The following is a 17,789-nucleotide window of genomic DNA, read 5'->3' as shown; positions in this document are numbered from 1 at the left end:
CCGGGTCAGCCGCGGTCACTGGACAGGATGGTCACGGCCGATACCGCGGTGGGGCCACCGATGTTGTGGGCCAGCGCGATCCGGGCCCCGTCGACCTGATTCTCGGATTCGCCACGCAGCTGGTTGAACAGCTCGTAGCATTGCGCCACCCCGGTCGCGCCCGGGGGGTGGCCTTTGGCCTTCAGCCCGCCGCTGGGGTTGATCGGAATCGAGCCACCGACGTAATGTTCGCGGGCCTCGACCAGCTTGTATGCCTCGAAACGCTCGGCGAAACCGAGATCTTCGTAACTGATCAATTCGACACCGGTGAAGCAATCGTGGACTTCGGCGACATCGATCTGGGAGGGGGTCACGCCGGCCATCGACATGGCGGCCTTGGCGGCCTTGACGGTGGGCGGGAAGGTGGTCATGTCCTTCTTGTGCTGATGCATCACGCGATCCATGCCGAGGCCGACACCACGCACCCACACCGGACGATCGGTGAACCGGTCCACCGCGTCCTCCGAGGCGAGGATCAAGGCGGCCGCGCCGTCACTCTGCGGTGTGCAGTCGTAGAGCCCGAACGGTGTGACGACGGTGGGCGCCGCCAATGCCTGTTCCACGGAGATCTCGTACCGCAGTTGCGCTTTAGGGTTGTTGAGCGCGTGGAAGTGGTTCTTCACCGCGACCATCGCCATATGTTCTTTCGTGGCCGGGGATTCGTGCAGATACCTGGTCACGTGCAGGGCGAAGTTGGCCGGCGCCACCAGGCCCAGGGGGTAGTCCCAGGCGTTGTCGCGGGTCATCGCCGCCCATTCCCAGAAGGTGGTGTTGGACGCTGTCTCGCGAACCTTGTCCGCACCTACCACGAGCGCCACGTCGTAGAGGCCGGAAGCGATGGCCAGCGTGGCGTTGCGGACGGCGTCGTTGCCGGTGGCGCAGGCATTTTCGACGCGGGTCACCGGAATATCGGTCAGGTCGAGGGTATCGGCGAGGATGCCGGACGGAAATCCGTCGGTGGTGGAGAGCTCACCGAACCACGCCGCCTCGATATCGGCTTTGCCGATCCCTTTGTCCACATGCGCCGCGGCCTCGGAATAGGCCATCGGGATGAGATCTTTGATGCCGAGGTCGAAGTGCTCCGCGAACGGTGTCATTCCGGCGCCGACGATCGCCACTTTCCTCATTGACGTGCTCCTTCGATCGTATCGGCGGTGACCGCTGTGGTGGGCTCGGCCACCGGGTCCGGCCAGAAGGCGTATCCGTAGTCCGGCACACCGCTACGCAGCGCCACCCGGCGCAACACCACCGAACCCGACCGGCCGACCTCGACATCACCGGCAGTCGCGCCGGTGACCTTCAGCAGCACCCGTACGGGACTGTCGGTGAGCTGCACCAACGCGATGGTGTAGGGACTGGGCAGATCGGGCACCGGTATGGCGACGGTGGTGTGCGTGTAGACCTCACCCGTGCGCGGAAGTGGCCGCAGGACATAGTCGGACTGGAGGTTTCCGGCGTCGTCGACCCTTCGCCGCGGCGGGAACACGGGGGTGTCGTCACCGGGGAAGACAGCGGCTTCCCAGCGTATCTTCGGCTCGAAGGCGCGCGCATAGGCGGCCAGCGAGATCGGGATCCCGATGCCGGGCGCGACGCCGGCCTCGGGAAGTGCGCCGCTGACGACCTCGTGCCGGGTCACCGTCGCCGGGGTATCGCCCGGATGCAGTGTGGCGGCGGTGGCCACCGACTGTTCGGTGGCCAGGATCAGGCCGCTCTGCCCGGCCTCGACGGCCTGCGCGAGTGCCCTGATGGCGGCGCTCGCCGAATCGCTCGCATCGTTGATCGGGGTCTTGCCGAAGGCGCCACCGATATGCGCGGCTTTGACACCGGCGACGGCAGCCACCCGGAGGCCGGGCTGTTCGGCGACGCCGAGACGGGCGATGGTCGCCTTGACGCCGACCTCCCGCTGCAATCGAGGGTCGGCGTACTCACGGCGTTCGCCCTGGTCGGTGCGGATCACCACCGGCAGGCTCCGGGTCTGCCCCCCGGCCGCGGTCAGCCGGGTGCCCGAAGTGGCGCTTCCGGTCAGCACGGCGGCGGCCCCGGCGGCGGTCGGGGAGTCGTCGGCACCGATGATCAGGGTGTGCGGGGCGGCGGCCACGACCTGGTCCAGGGCTGCGGGACCGCCCCCCAACACCTCGGTGACGGGAATGCCGGCGTCCAGCGACAGGCCGGCGAGCAACACCGCCGCATTACCGCCTTCGATGAGTGGCATGGTGCGCGAAACCACCACCACTCGCTGCGCGCGATGGTCGGGATCGGCGACGCGTCCGGCGGCCACAGCCATGGTGACGGCGTCTTCGTCGGGACCGCGAACCCGTTTGCCCGCTGTGGTCCACGGCGGTAGGTACGTGCCGATCGCTACGATCTCACTCAATGTCTCGCCATTCTTTCGATGGGTGCCAGTGCGGCCCAACCTCCCTTCAAATAGGGTATATAGTTAGCTGATTAGAGGCAACTGGGCGACCGGTCCGCAATCGCGGCCCGACAGTGCCCGGAAGGGATCCAAGTGAGCGGTTCGTTTGCCGTACTGGGTATGCACCAGCAGGAGCTCGAGGAGGTTCGCGGGCGCACCCGCGAGTTCCTCGCGGCCGATCGGGAGCGGTTCGGCTGGCGGCCCGCGGTGGATTCCTGGTTGTCGCGCTGGGATCCCGATTTCAGTGTCAGGCTCAGTGAAGCGGGCCTGCTGGGACTGACGATCCCGGCGAAGTACGGTGGCCGTGGAAGCGAGCATCTGCACCGGTATGTCGTCACCGAGGAGTTGCTGGCGCAGGGGGCGCCGGTCGCGGCGCACTGGGTGGCCGACCGGCAGGTCGCGCCCACTCTGTTGCGTTTCGGCACCGAAGAGCAGAAGGCCCGGCTCCTCCCCGAGATCGCGGGTGGCCGGTTCTACTCGGCGATCGGGATGAGCGAGCACGGAGCCGGCTCTGATCTGGCCGCGGTGCGGACCAAGGCCACCAGGACCGACGGTGGCTGGGTCGTCAACGGTACGAAGGTGTGGACGAGCGGCGCCCATCACGCGCATATGGTGGTTGTCCTGGCCAGGACCGCGCCGCCCGATCCGGCGGCCCGGCACCAGGGTTTCAGTCAGTTCTTGGTCCCGACCGACGCCGCCGGGGTGGATATCGGTCCCATCGAATTGTTGTCGGGTGAGCACCATTTCAATGAGGTCGTGCTGAACGATGTGTTCGTTCCGGACTCCGGCGTGCTCGGTGAGATCGGCAACGGATGGTTTCAGGTCACCGCCGAACTCTCCTATGAGCGCAGTGGTCCCGAACGATTTCTGTCCACGATGCCGTTGCTGCTGGCGGTTGTCCGCTGGCTGAATTCCCACGACCCGTCACCTGCGGTGAAGGCCGCCATCGGAGAGCTGGGAGCCCGGGTCATCTCCTTGCGGCAGCTCTCGGCGGGAGTCGCGCGTGCACTCGAGACCGGCGAATCGCCGACGAATCGAGCCGCGCTCGTCAAAGATCTGGGGACGAAGTTCGAACGGGATTCGGTCGATGCGGTTGCCCGGTTGCTCGATGACATCGAAGCCGAATCCGGCTTGCCGGTGCCGGCCGAGATCGCCGAGCTCTTACGGGAGGCTCGGCTGCATCAGGCCTTGTTCACGCTGCGTGGTGGAACCAATGAAGTCCTGCGTGGAGTAGTCGCCCGTGGCCTGGGGCTACGGTAGAAGGAGACAGGATGACCACTGTGGACTCCATCGGAAATCCGATGAGCGGGCTCGGGAGCCCCACTTCGGCCGATGACAACGACGACCTGCGCGCGCTGGTCGAGGACCTGGGTGGGCGATCGTGGGACCGCCTGACCGGCCGGCGCAGCCGGCCGGCACGCCTCGACGGAGTTCTGTGGGGCAATCTCGAGGAAACGGGTCTGAGCCGGTTGACCACCACCGCCGACCTCGGGGCCGGGCCTGCGCAGGCTGCGGTCCTGCTCACCGGTCTGGCCGGTTTCGCTTGTCCGGTACCGGTCGCCGAGACGGATCTGCTGGCCGCCTGGATCGCGGCCGAGACTTCGCTGCCGGTACCCGAATCGGGCCCGCTCACACTAGGTTTCGCCAGCGCGACCGCGGACGGATCGATGCTGACCGCAACGGTGAGCGACGTGCCGTGGGCGAGCGATTGTGCCGCGGTTGTGGTTGTCCTCGGCGTCGAGGGGCGACGCTTCGTCGCGGTGATCGACCCGGCGGCACATCGGGTGAGCACCACTGACGATCTCGCCGGCGAACCGCGTGGACGCTTCGAGGTATCGGTCCGCCGGGACCGATGCGCCGAACTGTCGGATCGAGCATTCACCGAGTTGGAACGGCGGGGTGCCTGGGCCAGATGCCTGCAGGTGGTGGGTAGTCTGCGGTCGGCGGTGGCACTCACCATCACCCACACCCGCGATCGTGTGCAGTTCGGCCGGAGCCTCAGCAAGTTCCAATCGGTGCAGCACGAACTGGCGGCACTGAGCGGGTCCGTGGAAAGAGGCTCGGTGGCGGCCGGTATGGCCGTGGCCGCGGCCGAGGACCGGGGATTCGCGGCCGCGGAAACAGATTTCGCGGTCGCGGTGGCAAAGGTGACGCTCGGGCAATGCGTCGACGAGGTCGTGAGCACCGCGCATCAATTGCACGGTGCCATCGGAGTCACCGCGGAACATGCGTTGTGGCTGCACACCATGCGGGCACGCGCAGCGATCGCCGGGTTCGGATCGCCGCGCCGGTGGTCGGAGAAGCTGGGTGAGCGGCTCCTCACCGCTGACAATCCCTGGGATGTGCTGACCGCCTCGATTCGCCCGGAGGAAGGGGCGTAGGTAGCACGCGGCCCAGCAGATTCTCGACGGCCTGGTCCCGGCCGATTCCGCTCGGCTTCGGAAATCTGTCTCGACCTGTTCAGTTCCCGTCGGCACCCCAGAGGTCGGCAACTCCCTCGACAGCCGTCGGCGGGCGCGGAGTGGCGGCGGGAGTTCGCGAAAAACGCGGAGCTGCCGCCGGCTGGGGCACGCCGTCGATTTCCACGATCGCACCCCGATGCCGGAACTGCGGATCGCCGGTTGCTTCGGCGAAGTCCAACACCGGCGTCACACACGAGTCGATCGCGTCGAAGAGCGACGCCCAGTGGTCGCGACTGTGCCGGGCGAAACGTTCGGCGATCATCTCCCGCAGGGCCGGCCAGTTCTCGCGGTCGTCCTGTGCGGGCGCGGTTGTCTCATCGATGCCCAGAGTGGCCAGCAACCGCGAATAGAACTGTGGTTCGAAGGCGCCGACCGCCATGAAGCGGCCGTCGGCGCATTCGTAGGTGTCCCAGAACGGACAGCTTCCGTCGACGAGGTTGGTCCCGCGCAGGTCGGACCAGTAGCCGCTGGGACGTAGCGCCCAGGACTGTTGCGCCAGCACCAACGCGCCTTCGGCCATCGCGATATCGACGACCTGCCCGCGACCGGAAAAGTTGCGTTCCCACAGGGCCGCCAGAATGCCGGTCACCGCGAACATGGAACCACCGGCGAACCCGGCGACCAGGTTCAACGGCGGCGTCGGCCGGGAATCCGCCGGCCCCATAGAGTGCAGGATGCCGGTGGGGGCGACGAAGTTGATGTCGTGTCCGGCGGCGCCGCTGCGTGGACCGTCCTGCCCCCACCCGGTGAGGCGGGCGTAGATCAGCCGCGGGTTATAGGTGAGCAACTCGTCCGGTCCGACGCCCAGACGTTCGGCGACTCCGGGGCGGAATCCCTCGATCAGCACGTCGGCATACCGGACGACGGTGCGGAGTTCGGTGACGGTGGCGGGATCCTTGAGATCCGCGGAAACGAGGCGTCGCCCGCGAAGCATGGACGGGGGAGTGCCGGTATCCCCGGGCCGCTGGAACCTGACGACGTCCGCGCCGAGGTCGGCGAGAACCATGGCCGCATGCGCGGTGGGGCCGATATTGGCCAGCTCCACCACCTTCAATCCCGCCAACGGGCCGGGCGCTCGCACCCTTCGTGCCGACTCGTCGATGTGGGCCGCGGAGCCGTCCGACAGCGGTTTCACCGGACGTCCTTGTTCTGGGTCCGTCCGTGTTCGAAGACCGCCTTCGTGCTTTCGGCCAGAGTGGCGGCCTGAGCCGCCCAGACCTTGTTGATCCCGGCCTCGCGGTCGATCGCGTGCGAGGTCTCCTGGCGTGACACCGTGTCGTAGAGTTCCCACACCTCGGTGAGCGTGGCGGAATCGGCGGCGGCGAAGCCCGCGGCCACCGCCAGGCCACGGTCGCGCAGCGCGGCCGACGGGACCACTTCGTTGACGAGCCCCCACTCCACCGCTGTTCCAGCGTCGACATAGTGCCCGGTGCCGCTCATCTGGCGGGCACGTCGGACGCCGATCGCCTCCGTCAATCGCGCGGTGAGACCACCACCGGGCACGATGCCGACCCGCGCGTGGGTGTCGGCGAATCGCGCGTTCTCCGACGCGATCAGGAAGTCGCACGCCAGTGCGAGCTCCAGGCCACCGGTCACCGCCGGTCCGTCGACGAGTCCGATCACGGGAGTGCGGCAGGCGGCGACCCGATCGATGCAGTTCTCGGCACGGTCGGCGCCGGCGAATCCGTGTTCGGCGAGTTCTTTCAGGTCCATCCCGGCGCAGAACGCTGCGCCCGCGCCGGTCAGGAGGACAACAGCGGTCGCCGGATCGGAGTCGGCGTTCGTCACAGCGGCGATGAGCTGCTGGTTGAGTCGTCGCGACAACGCGTTACGTGCCTCGGCGCGGTTCAGCGTGATCAGGCAGGTGGTGTCGATCTGCTCGACGAGGACCAGTTCGGGAACCGTCATGGCTCTCCTGTTCTCGGATCGGAGGTGATGCGGGTGGACGAGACGGACTGTCGCCGGCTCATCCCGCGGATACGGCGTCGTACGCTGCGTGTGGCGGCGAGAGTGTCGCCGGCCGCGAGAGCCTCCACCAGCTCCACGCTGTGCCGATGGATCCAGCGCATTTCACTGTCGGAAGGCCGGACACCGTGGGTCCGGGCGAGGTTGTTGCCGATGTGGAGAAACAGCGAGAGCACCGGGTTGTTCGACAGCCGGGCCAGTTCGGTATAGACGGTCACCGGTTCGAACCTCGGATCGTCGACGTCGGTCTCCGCTGCCAGTATCTCGCGCAGCCGGGCTATTCCTTCCGCGTCGATGGTCGCCGAAACCTGTTCTACCGCCGCTACTTCCAGTAGCTCCATCATCTGGAACAGGTCATCGGCGGCAAAGCCGTCGTATTCCAGGAACAGCGATGCCTGGTCGAGCACTGCCGAGCGCTCGGGAGCGGTCACCACCAAGCCGCCGCCCGGTCCGCGACGTGGCTTCGCGACACGACGGCTCTCGAGGATGCGGAACGCTTCACGGACCACCGATCTGCTGACCCCGAATCGCTCCATGAACACGGTCTCGGATCCGAGGGCCCGGCCCGCCCGCCAACCGTCGGCGATCACCTCGTCCTCGATCCGGCGGGCGATCTCGGCGGCGCGGGTGCGTGAACCGTCCATGCCGGCTCTCATGGGTGGTGGCGGTCCGCGCCGGGTTCGGCCGGAGACGGCGTTCGCATCGTCCACCGTGAATACCGGCGGAGGGCGGTAATGGTCATTCGAGACGTCCTGCCAGGGTTCGGGCCTTGCCGCCGAGGGTGAAATTAGTAATCTATTTGCACTGTATATCCTGCTAGGTTCTATGGGAAGAGGCCGAATCGCGGCAATTCCGCAGTCGTTATTGCGTTGATCAGGAGTGTCATGACAGAGAGTCCCCGCCCGCCGGCAGTGCTCGATGTGGCGATCGACCCGGGAACGGGTCCGCTCGGCGAGATGGCGGCCGACGTGGAGAGGAGCGGCTTCGGCGGACTGTTTCTCGGTGAGACGTGCCACGATCCGCTGTTGCTGCTGGCAGCCGCCTCTCAGGCCACTTCGACGCTGCGTCTGGGTACCAGCATCTACGTCGCCTTCGCTCGCAGCCCCATGGTGACGGCCATCGCCGCGAACGATGTCCATACCCTTTCGGCGGGTCGGCTGACGCTCGGGCTGGGAAGTCAGATCAAGCCGCATATCACTCGCCGGTTCTCGATGCCCTGGTCGCGGCCGGCCGCACGAATGCGAGAGTATGTGCTGGCGTTGCGTGCGATCTGGGGTAGTTGGGAGAACTCGGCACCGCTGCGGTTCGAGGGCGAGTTCTACCACCACACCCTGATGACCCCGATGTTCGACCCGGGGCCCAATCCCTACGGCAATCCGCCGGTGATCGTGGCCGGGGTCGGTGAGCGTATGGCCCGGGTGGCGGGGGAGGTGGCAGACGGCCTGCTGGTGCATTCCTTTGTCACGGAAACCTATCTGCGCGAGGTGTTGCTACCCAGCGTCGAGGACGCACTCGCCGCGGCCGGCCGGGCGCGCGACGAGTTCGAGGTGATCGTCTCGCCGATGGTGGCAACAGGTGCGACCGATGCCGACATCGCCCAGTCGCGGGAGTTCGTTCGCGGCCAGATCGCGTTCTACGGTTCGACGCCGGCATATCGAGGTGTGCTCGATCTGCACGGCTGGTCGGGCCTGCACGAGGATCTCTACCGCTTGTCGAAGGAGGGGGACTGGGCGCGGATGCCGACGATCGTGCCCGACGATGTGGTCGACGGATTTGCGGTGTCGGCGAGCGTCGAGCGCGCCGCGGCCGAAGTCGGCAGGCGCTGGGGGCCGGTGGCCGACCGTATTTCGGTCACCGCCGCCACGGATTCGGCTCTGTCGGCGTGGCGGGCCGCGCCGAAGGTCTACGATCCCGCCGTGAGTTCGCCCTTACGCTGACCTCGCGCCGGGATCATACCTGCGCGAGCGTTGCCGACGCGGCCATGCAGCCGGCTCGCAGCATCCTCTCCGATCGGTCGCCCGTGGTCCTGGACCGATCGCCTCCGACGACGCGGTGCAGCGAATACGGCGATCCGCATGTAGTCCGCGGATCGCCGTATGCCGGTGGGTCAGTGCAGCGGGTTCGGTTCCCGTTCCTCAGACGCGTGGGAAGTTGAGCATCCGGCGAGCGTTGGTCTCGGTGATCATTTCGACCTCGTGATCCGGGACGTCGGCCAGCACCTCGGCCGCGCGCTTGCGGCTGTTGGGCCAGTTCGAGTCCGAATGCGGGTAGTCGATCTCCAGCATGATCCGGTCGATCCCCACCTTGTGGCGATTCTCGACACCGAACTCGTCGTCGATGAAGCAGCCCCAGAAATGCTTGAAGTACAGGTCCGACGGCCGGGTGTCGAAGTCGATCGGCTGGTAGTGGCGGTGACGTTCCCAGACGAAGTCGGCGCGTTCGAGGATGTAGGGAATCCAGCCGATGCCACCTTCGGCGAGCGAGAACTGCAGTTTGGGATGCCGCTGCAGTACACCGGAGAACATCAGGTCCACCAGCGTCCACATGAGGTTGGTGGAGAAAATGGTGATCGCGACCGCGAACGGTGCGTCGGGCAGTACCACCTGACCGGGGATCGCCTTGGTGCCCGAGAACGAGAAGCCCGGGACGTAGGACCCCGAACCGAAATGCAGGGACAGGACCTGGCCGGTCTCCTCGCACGCGTCCCATACGGGTTCCCAGTAGGTTTTGTCGTGGAAGGAGGGCAGTCCGAGTGGGACCGGGGCGTCCGGGAAGCTGATGGTGCGCGAGCCCATGGCCGCGGTGCGGTGGATCTCCTGCGCGGCCAGTTGCGGGTCCCACACCGGTATCAGCGACATCGGGATGAATCGGCTCGGCGCGGTGGCGCACCACTCGTCGATGTAGAAGTCGTTCCAGGCCTTGACGTTCAGGAGCGCGAGCTCCTTGTCCTTGGCGCGGTGGAAGACGCCGCCGCCGAAGCCGGGCAATGACGGGAAGCATAAAGCCGCCTGCACTCCGTCGACATCCATATCCTTGATCCGGGCGCTCGGGTCGTAGCAGCCCGGGATCATGTCTTCGTAGCGAACGGGGTCCAGTCCCCATTCCTCCGGCGGCTTGCCGGCGACGGCGTTGAGCCCGACGGTGGGGAACACATCTCCGTCGTAGTGCCACACATGCTTGTTGTTCTGCTCGATGATTCGCGGGCCACGCTCTTTGAACTTCTCGGGTAGGCGGTCTTGCCACACCCGGGGATGCTCGATGAGGTGGTCGTCGACCGAGACGATCTGGTGGTGATCCTGCAACGGCATTCTTAGGTCTCCTTTGACGAGGTTCGCTGACTGCTCGCCTTGAGCCGAATATATTAAACTGATTGGCCTCTTTTGGCCATGTTTCAAGTGAACCAGATCACGTCACCGGATGCGAGCCCCTTTGGTCCGGATTCTTCGCCGATTTGCCGGTCTTCGGTCGGTGTCCCGTGGCAAAGATCCAGTTCAGTCGTGCAATGGCCGCTCTGGGCTCTCTGTATAAGAGTATTTATTTACCTGATTCAGGTCCGACTAGTAGAGTAGGCACCGAGTACCCGGGCGAGACGATGGAGGTCCGTGATGGCCGAACACGGTGATGCTGTCCCGAAGCGTGAGGACAAGGACGACCACGACCTGCTCACCTACAGTGAGGCAGGTGTTCGGCTACATCAGGAGATCGAGGCCCTCGAACAGCGGGTGCGCGAGTTGAGCGAGGCCGGAGAATCGGAAGCGCTGACCGCGACGCGAGCGCGACTCACGACGCTGCGGGCAGCGCGTGACCGCAACAGCCGCCAGCCGATCAACGACGAGAACTTCGAGAAATTCTTCGGGTACAAGGGCGTTGCGAAGCGGAACACGTGAGCGGTGTTCGCACGCGGATGAAGGTCTATACAGCTCCCATCACGCACCGGCCGGAACGGGACGGCACCGTTGTCGACAGCGCCCATGTGCCGTTCTATCTCGCAATGGAGCATTCCGCCGCCGCGTGGCGTTCACTCCTGGTCGAGGCGTGCGGTGATCTTCTGCACCCTGGTGACCTGGGTGTCGTCGATGTCTCCGCGACGTTCACCCGTGAGCTGTTCGTCGGCGAAGTCCACACGGAGGTCGAACTCATCCGGCTGGGTACCAGCAGTCTGGGGTTCCGGGTGGTGATACATCAACACGGCGTGGCCGGTGCGGTCATCACCACTGTGCTGGCCCGGCTCGCAGCCGACCGTAAGACATCGGTGCCGTTGTCGGCGGCGCAACGCGCGGCCCTCGAGTCGGTCCTGGCAGCGTAAGGAGAACAATGAGCACACCCACCGTTCGGCACGAGCGAGTCGAACTGCCCGGACACGGGTTGACGTTGGCGGCCGATCGTTGGGCCGGTGTCGATGCGCGGGCCAAGGGCATCGTGGTCTTGCTCCACGGCGGTGGCCAGACGCGGCACTCGTGGCGCGCGACCGGTGAACGACTGGGGCGATTCGGTTGGATCGCCTACGCGGTGGATCTCCGTGGTCACGGTGACAGCGACTGGTCCGGCGGCGCCGAATACGGTCTCTCCGCGCATCTCGGTGATCTGCTGGCCCTGGTCGAGGAGGTCCGCCGCCGTGATCCCGGGCTCCCGCTCGGCGCGGTCGGAGCCTCGCTCGGCGGGCTCGTATCGTTGCTCGCCGCCGGTGAATACCCGGATCTTGTGGAATCCCTGGTGCTGGTCGACGTGGTGGTGCGAGTCGAAGAATCCGGAAGTGCCCGGGTGCGGGATTTCATGATGAGCGCGCCGGACGGTTTCGAGAGCCTGGAACAGGCATCCGCCGCCATCGCGGCCTACAACCCGCATCGGCGTCGTACGGGCAGTGTGGAAGGGCTGAAGAAGAACCTGCGGCTGCGCGGCGAGCGATGGCATTGGCATTGGGACCCTCGCACCATCGAACTCGCCTCTTCCCCCGCCGATCCCGAGTTGCCCATCAGTCCCGCGGCCTATGAGCGATCGAAGAGCGCTGCCCGGCGGATCGAGTGCCCGGTGCTGCTCGTGCGCGGCAAGATGTCCGATGTGGTTTCCGACGAGGGTGTGGCCGAGATGCGTGAGTTGATCCCGCGGCTGCAGGTCGTCGATGTCCGTGGAGCCGGGCATATGGTGGCGGGCGACGACAACGACGTTTTCACCGCCGGATTGCTCGAGTTTCTCGATCAGTCGATGGTCGGCACCCCCCAGGGCCCGCTATAGGTTCCCGTCCTCTCGCACCGAGCGGGAACGGGGCAGCGTCACGCCGTTCCGTATCGCCCGTGAACCGGCGATGACCCGCCGCGGCGCCGGGCCGTGATCACCCGGTCGCCGCGAGAAAGTGGTGCGGCCCGCACCGGCGATGACGGCGCCGCCGGTCATGACGACCGGGCGGTAACCTGCGGTGCCGGTGCCCTGTGTATCAGAGGCGCTCGTAGATGGTGGCGTTGGCGGTGCCGCCGCCCTCGCACATCGACTGCAGTCCGTATCGGCCGCCGGTGCGTCTCAGGTGCGCGAGGAGCGTGGTGGCCAGCCGGGTACCCGATGCCCCGAGGGGGTGGCCCAGCGCGATCGCGCCTCCGACGGGATTGAGTTTGGCATCCGGTGCGCCGGTCTCTATTTGCCACGCCAGCGGTACGGGTGCGAACGCCTCGTTGATCTCGAAGGCATCGATATCGTCGATGGTCAGTCCGGACCGCCGCAGTGCCAGCGCGGTAGCCGGGATGGGGCCGGTCAGCATCTTGACCGGATCATCGCCGGTGACGACTGCGGTGTGCACGCGCGCGATCGGCGTGAGGCCGAGCGCGGCAGCCTTTTCGGACGTCGTGATCAGTACGGCCGAGGCGCCGTCGGAAATCTGGGAGGCATTACCGGCGCTGATCACGCCGTCTTCGAGGAACGGGGTTTTGAGTGTGCCGAGCTTGTCGACCGTCGATCCCGGCCGCACGCCCTCGTCTCGGCCGACCACCTCGTCGCCGACTGTGATCGGGACGATCTCCCCGTCGAAGTCGCCGTTCTTCTGCGCGGCGGCTGCCCGCTCATGTGAGCGAACGGAGTATTCGTCGACCTGTTGCCGGGACAGATTCCATTCCCGGGCGATCTGCTCGGCACCGGCACCCTGGTTGAAGGAGCCGAAGAACCCGGGCCCGGTGAGTTCCTCCGCGTACCTGTCGACGGCGGGTCCACCCGAGCGGCCGGCGCCCTCGACGGCTGTGGCGCCCAGGGGGATCGATGACATCATCTCGACCCCGCCCGCCACGATCACGTCGGCCTGGCCCGAGATGACGGTGGCCGCCGCGGTCGAGATGGCCTGCTGTGACGAACCGCATTGGCGATCGATGGTGAAGCCGGGAACGCGCTCGGGCCATCCTGCGGCGAGTACGGCCATCCGACCGATGTTCCCGGACTGCTGACCGACGCTGAGCACATTGCCCCAGTGCACGTCGTCCACGAGGTCGGGGGAGATTCCGGCCCGGGCGATCAAGGCGTTCAGGATCGTCGCCGACAACTCGACGGCGTGGACACTCGACAGGCCACCGTTGCGCTTGCCGATCGGGGTTCGGGCGATTTCGACAATGACGGCATCACGCATGGTCGTTCCGATCTCTCGATGAAGGTGTTTGTAATGAGCTTATATCTTTAACTAAATTAGCGGTATAGCGTTACAGCTCGGGTGCTGGTGTCCCGGTCGATGGTCGAGGCGATCGTGCGGGGTGCGCGCCCGGATCATGCCCGATGACCACAAGGATCGGAGCCGGCAATGGCAGAGACCACTCCCGAAACGTCGCTCTCGGGCCGTGCCGTGACCGCGGCGCACGGGGCGGAGCACCTGGCGCGGTTGATCGCGGTGCTCGAGCTCGAACCTCTCGACGTCGACCGGTACCGCGCCGTGAACGATCCGGCGCTGACGCCGGAACGACTGTTCGGCGGCTTGATCGCTGCCCAGGCGTTGCTGGCCGCGCAGCGGACCGTCGCCGCCGATTTCGGTGTGCACTCCCTGCATACCGCCTTCCTGCGCACGGGCCCCGCCGATGTTCCGCTCACGCTCGTGGTGCACCGCTCCCGCGACGGTCGGTCTTTCGCCTCGCGTACGGTAACGGTGATCCAGTCCGACCAGGTGATCTGCACCCTCACGGCATCGTTCCACGCCGACGAACCCAGCGCGGTCAGCGAAGCGGTGATGCCGATGGTGCCGGGCCCGGAGGAGGGCGAATGGTCGGCACCGCTCGACGCCGACTTCGGTCCGCAACTCGGGTTCGAGCACCGGGGTCGGATGGACAAGTGCGAGGGGGCCGTCGTCCGGCGTTACTGGACTCGGCCGGTCGGATCGGTCCCCGAAGACCCCGCGTTACGTGCGTGTCTGTTCACGGTCCTGACAGACTTCTGGGCCATGCTTCCGGCCGTCGAATCGATCGGTCTCGATCCGACGGGCCCGCTGCAATCCATCTCGCTCGACCATTCGGTCTGGTTCCATCGTCCTGTCCCGCTCGACCAGTGGCTACTGGTCGAGCAGCGCTCGATCGCCACGGTGAATGCGCGTGGGCTGGTCTTCGGGTCGGTGTTCACGGCCGACGGCAGGACGGTCGCCAGTGTTGCGCAGGAGGCGCTGATCCGCGGTCCGCGGGTGTGAAGCACAGCAGGCTCGGTGGCGGTGTGTGGCGACGCTGATTGCGCCGGTGATCAGCGCCATCGAACAGCCCGACGCCGACGGGCCGCGCGGCGCGATCGTCCCCATCGCGGGTGCTGCGGCCTACCGGGCCCGGTTCGGCGTAAACAGATAAATTATTTCACTACTCTGGTAATCTGGGCACCGACGGCGACGACAAAGGAGAAGATAATGGCGCTGAAGACGGGAACGCGGCTGCGCAGTCAGGTCGACGACACCGAGGTCATTGTCGTCAAGCCGCCGGTCGGCGACGGCGGTCTGCTCTGTGGTGGCCACCCGATGGTCGAGGTGACGCAGGATCCGGCCGCGGGGCTGGTGCCCGAGCCCGGTGCCGGAACGCAGATCGGGAAGCGGTACACCTCATCGGCCGATAACCAGCTCGAGGTCCTCGTGACCAAAGCCGGCACGGCGGATCTGAGACTGGGCGAGATCACGCTGACGAGAAAAGAGGCGAAACCCCTGCCGGCGAGTGACTGAATCGGCTCAGCTATGGAACTCGATGAAGGGGCAGGGCCGTCGGGGGGGTCGCCCGGTGCCCACGCGGCCAGGAATCCGGGTGCCGCGGCTGTCGTCTCGGTACGGGTACCGAAGATGGCCGAATTGGTCGTCGCGCAACTGCGGCGGCAGATCATTCGCGGCGAACTGCTGGAGGGTGACGCACTGCCGTCCGAGACGGAGCTGATGCAGCGCTACGGAATCTCCCGGCCGACGTTGCGGGAGGCATTCCGGGTACTGGAATCCGAATCGCTCATCCGTATCCGTCGCGGCGCGCACGGTGGCGCAAGGGTTCAACCCCCCACTCAGCGAGTTGCCGCCAAGTACACGAGTTTCCTCCTCGAGTATCGGGGGGTCACTCTGCGGGACGTGTACGAAGCCCGGGTCGCCCTCGAGGTGCCCCGAGTCGGCGATCTGGCACGGAACCGAACGCCGGCCGATCTCGCCACCCTCCGCGAAAGCCTCGAGCGACATGCCGCGGCCGAGCAGGAGGATCCGCACCTGGCGATCAAATTGCACGGCGAGTTCCACATGCTGGTCATTCGACTCGCCGACAACGGGACGCTACTACTCCTCAGTGAGATGTTGCAGGACATCATCGACCTGGGGAACGTTTCGCTACACGCCGACGCCGAAGTCAGCGAGGAAGAGGCGCGCACCGCCGCGGTGCGGACGCATCGGCGGTTGTACGACTACATCGTGGAGCACGATTCCGCCGCCGCCGAATCGCTGTGGCGACGCCACCTCGAGGAAACGATGGTCTACCTGTTGGGGGACAACGCGGCAATGACCGTGTCCGATCTCTTCGACTAGGCCAATTAGCTCAATTAGATATCGAATTACTGTTAGCCTGACGATATGCGAGCCGGTGGATCGCTCGCGATCTTCGCGCAGGTGGATGATGAGAAGTGTGTTTTGTGGTCACGGCAGCGTTGCCGGCGCCACGATCAGCGAGGTGATTTGAGATGGCCGATGAACCCGCAGTCCTGTGCGCGCCGGGACGCCATGATCACCCGGCAGTGATCATGGCGGAGACCGGCACCGTCGTGACGTTCGGAGAACTCGAGCAGCGTTCCAGCCGGCTGGCCCGCTTGCTGATCGACCGTGGCCTTCGCCGAGGAGATCACATCGCGATATTGATGACCAATGAGCCGGGCTATTTCGAAGTGGCCTGGGCCGCGCAGCGTTGCGGCCTGTTCTATACGCCGGTGAACTGGCATCTCACCGCGGCGGAGGCTGCATATATTGTGCGCGATTGCGGCGCATCAGTTCTCATCGCTTCGGCGGCGCTGGGCGATCTCGCCGAGCAGGTCGCCGCGGAGGCACCGGCGCTGCACACCCGGCTGATGGTCGGCGGTGACCGCGCCGGGTTCGAGGACTACGCACGCGCGGTGGCCGAGTATTCGACCCAGCCGCCGGCCGAGCAGGTCGAGGGCCACTACATGTTCTACTCCTCGGGCACCACCGGGCGGCCCAAAGGAATTACTGTGGCGCTTACCGGTGAGCCGTTCGGCACCGGTCTCACGCTGGACAACATGATGCCGAGCCTCTATGGGTTCGGGTGCGAGAGCGTGTATCTGTGCACCGGACCGCTGTATCACGCGGCTCCGCTGGGCTGGTCGCTGGGCACCCAGCGTGGCGGAGGCACGGTGGTGGTGATGGAACGCTTCGATGCCGCCACCGCGCTGGAATCCGTTCAGCTCTACGGGGTTACGCACGCACAATTCGTACCTGCCATGTTCGTGCGGATGCTCAAATTGCCGGAGCGGACCAGGCGTGCGTTCGATCTGTCGACCCTGGTGGTGGCGGTGCACGCCGCCGCGCCGTGCCCGATCGCGGTCAAAGAGGCGATGATCGAATGGTGGGGGCCGATCCTGCACGAGTACTACGCGGGCAGCGAGAGCAACGCGTTCAGCGCCATAGACTCACCGACGTGGTTGGAGCACAAAGGCTCCGTCGGCAAGACCCTGATCGGGGTTGCGCATATCCTGGACGAGCTCGGCAACGAGCTGCCGAGCGGCGAAGTGGGTACGGTCTGGTTCTCCGGCGGTCCACGGTTCGAGTATCACAACGATCCGGCGAAGACCGCCGCCGCCTACGACGCGCGGGGCCGGAGCACCCTCGGTGATATGGGGTGGCTGGACGAGGAGGGCTTCCTCTATCTCGCCGACCGGCGCACGGATCTGATCATCTCGGGCGGGGTGAACATCTACCCGAAAGAGATCGAGGACGTTCTCGTACTGCACCCCGCGGTCGCCGACGTGGCAGTGATCGGCATACCGGACGAGGAGATGGGCCGGCAGGTTCGGGCGGTGATCGAAGCGCAGGAGGCGAACAGTGCCGGTCCGGAGCTGGCTGCCGAACTGATCGAGTACTGCCGGTCCCGGCTCGCGCATTTCAAGTGTCCACGTGCGGTCGACTTCGTTGCCGAGCTGCCCCGGCTGCCCAGCGGCAAGATTCTCAAACGGGTGATCCGTGAGCGTTACGACCGAGCGCACGCTGCGGAGTCGAGGTCGTTGTGAGTACCGGCGCGGTGATCGCCCACTGGATGCGCGACCGGCCTGAAGAGTGAATCGACTGCGGTCGATAGGCGCGGTGAAGATCGGACGGATGCCGGTAGACCCCGTGGTCGATGTACCGGGCCTGCGGGCAGCTCCGCTCGATCGTCGGCCGTCGGAGGCCCGGTCGACGAGATCTCTGATTTTCAGTCTTAAAATGGTCAACTGATTGTACTATATTC

The 17,789-nt window shown here is 66.1% G+C and carries 18 protein-coding genes; 11 read left to right on the top strand and 7 right to left on the bottom strand.

The annotated features are described in order from the left end of the window. Positions 1-5: 5 nt before the first annotated feature. Positions 6-1,166, bottom strand: coding sequence for a thiolase C-terminal domain-containing protein (locus IEY68_RS14385; RefSeq protein WP_062997660.1), 1,161 nt, complete (start codon positions 1,164-1,166; stop codon positions 6-8). Continuing rightward, complete coding sequence (locus IEY68_RS14380) at positions 1,163-2,413, bottom strand: Zn-ribbon domain-containing OB-fold protein (protein WP_062997662.1); 1,251 nt, start codon at positions 2,411-2,413, stop codon at positions 1,163-1,165. The genes IEY68_RS14385 and IEY68_RS14380 overlap by 4 nt, the downstream gene beginning before the upstream one ends. A gap of 132 nt (positions 2,414-2,545) precedes the next feature. Between IEY68_RS14380 and IEY68_RS14375 the strand changes: the two genes are divergently transcribed. Both IEY68_RS14375 and IEY68_RS14370 read left to right on the top strand, forming a co-directional pair. Further along, positions 2,546-3,712, top strand: a complete 1,167-nt coding sequence (locus IEY68_RS14375) for an acyl-CoA dehydrogenase family protein (RefSeq protein WP_373292978.1) — start codon at positions 2,546-2,548, stop codon at positions 3,710-3,712. A gap of 11 nt (positions 3,713-3,723) precedes the next feature. Next, on the top strand, positions 3,724-4,833 hold the full coding sequence (locus tag IEY68_RS14370) for an acyl-CoA dehydrogenase family protein (RefSeq protein WP_229718777.1): 1,110 nt from the start codon (positions 3,724-3,726) through the stop codon (positions 4,831-4,833). Positions 4,834-4,912: 79 nt separating this feature from the next. Here the strand turns inward: IEY68_RS14370 and IEY68_RS14365 are convergent, their stop codons facing one another. From IEY68_RS14365 to IEY68_RS14355, 3 genes are all read right to left on the bottom strand, one after another. Continuing rightward, positions 4,913-5,977, bottom strand: coding sequence for a CaiB/BaiF CoA transferase family protein (locus IEY68_RS14365; RefSeq protein ID WP_062998051.1), 1,065 nt, complete (start codon positions 5,975-5,977; stop codon positions 4,913-4,915). A gap of 68 nt (positions 5,978-6,045) precedes the next feature. Next, a complete protein-coding gene (locus tag IEY68_RS14360; RefSeq protein ID WP_062997666.1) occupies positions 6,046-6,822 on the bottom strand; it encodes an enoyl-CoA hydratase in 777 nt (258 codons plus the stop codon). After that, complete coding sequence (locus IEY68_RS14355) at positions 6,819-7,523, bottom strand: FadR/GntR family transcriptional regulator (RefSeq protein ID WP_229718776.1); 705 nt, start codon at positions 7,521-7,523, stop codon at positions 6,819-6,821. Before IEY68_RS14355 ends, IEY68_RS14360 begins: the two co-directional genes overlap by 4 nt. 240 nt (positions 7,524-7,763) lie before the next feature. Here IEY68_RS14355 and IEY68_RS14350 point away from each other — a divergent pair, with 240 nt between their 5' ends. Further along, positions 7,764-8,816, top strand: a complete 1,053-nt coding sequence (locus IEY68_RS14350; protein WP_062997668.1) for a TIGR03617 family F420-dependent LLM class oxidoreductase — start codon at positions 7,764-7,766, stop codon at positions 8,814-8,816. 198 nt (positions 8,817-9,014) lie between these two features. Here IEY68_RS14350 and IEY68_RS14345 read toward each other — a convergent pair whose 3' ends face one another. Continuing rightward, entirely contained in the window at positions 9,015-10,187 is a 1,173-nt protein-coding gene (locus tag IEY68_RS14345) for an amidohydrolase family protein (protein WP_062997670.1), read from the bottom strand. 297 nt (positions 10,188-10,484) lie between these two features. On the opposite strand from IEY68_RS14345, the gene IEY68_RS14340 reads away from it, so the two are divergent. The 3 genes from IEY68_RS14340 to IEY68_RS14330 are packed head-to-tail and all read left to right on the top strand — an operon-like array spanning position 10,485 to position 12,111. Continuing rightward, positions 10,485-10,766: a hypothetical protein gene (locus IEY68_RS14340; RefSeq protein ID WP_062997672.1), complete on the top strand. Its 282-nt coding sequence runs from the start codon at positions 10,485-10,487 to the stop codon at positions 10,764-10,766. Positions 10,767-10,783: 17 nt separating this feature from the next. After that, on the top strand, positions 10,784-11,185 hold the full coding sequence (locus IEY68_RS14335; protein ID WP_062998058.1) for an acyl-CoA thioesterase family protein: 402 nt from the start codon (positions 10,784-10,786) through the stop codon (positions 11,183-11,185). A gap of 8 nt (positions 11,186-11,193) precedes the next feature. Beyond that, positions 11,194-12,111, top strand: a complete 918-nt coding sequence (locus tag IEY68_RS14330) for an alpha/beta fold hydrolase (RefSeq protein ID WP_062997674.1) — start codon at positions 11,194-11,196, stop codon at positions 12,109-12,111. Positions 12,112-12,310: 199 nt separating this feature from the next. Here the strand turns inward: IEY68_RS14330 and IEY68_RS14325 are convergent, their stop codons facing one another. Next, complete coding sequence (locus IEY68_RS14325) at positions 12,311-13,480, bottom strand: thiolase family protein (RefSeq protein WP_062997680.1); 1,170 nt, start codon at positions 13,478-13,480, stop codon at positions 12,311-12,313. Between the two features lie 168 nt (positions 13,481-13,648). On the opposite strand from IEY68_RS14325, the gene IEY68_RS14320 reads away from it, so the two are divergent. From IEY68_RS14320 to IEY68_RS14305, 5 genes are all read left to right on the top strand, one after another. After that, entirely contained in the window at positions 13,649-14,518 is an 870-nt protein-coding gene (locus tag IEY68_RS14320; RefSeq protein WP_062997682.1) for an acyl-CoA thioesterase, read from the top strand. Positions 14,519-14,543: 25 nt separating this feature from the next. Continuing rightward, positions 14,544-14,669 (top strand): hypothetical protein, encoded by a 126-nt coding sequence (locus IEY68_RS36770; RefSeq protein ID WP_268241625.1) that lies wholly within the window; start codon positions 14,544-14,546, stop codon positions 14,667-14,669. 56 nt (positions 14,670-14,725) lie between these two features. After that, on the top strand, positions 14,726-15,031 hold the full coding sequence (locus IEY68_RS14315; protein ID WP_062997684.1) for a hypothetical protein: 306 nt from the start codon (positions 14,726-14,728) through the stop codon (positions 15,029-15,031). Positions 15,032-15,145: 114 nt separating this feature from the next. Then, on the top strand, positions 15,146-15,862 hold the full coding sequence (locus IEY68_RS14310) for a FadR/GntR family transcriptional regulator (RefSeq protein ID WP_062998060.1): 717 nt from the start codon (positions 15,146-15,148) through the stop codon (positions 15,860-15,862). Positions 15,863-16,014: 152 nt separating this feature from the next. Next, on the top strand, positions 16,015-17,571 hold the full coding sequence (locus IEY68_RS14305; RefSeq protein WP_062997686.1) for an AMP-binding protein: 1,557 nt from the start codon (positions 16,015-16,017) through the stop codon (positions 17,569-17,571). Positions 17,572-17,789 lie beyond the last annotated feature (218 nt).

Origin of the sequence: Nocardia jinanensis, assembly GCF_014645735.1 — a bacterium.
Lineage (GTDB): Bacteria > Actinomycetota > Actinomycetes > Mycobacteriales > Mycobacteriaceae > Nocardia > Nocardia jinanensis.
Note: the sequence above shows the minus strand (reverse complement) of the source record. Positions and strands in the feature narration are given on the sequence as shown.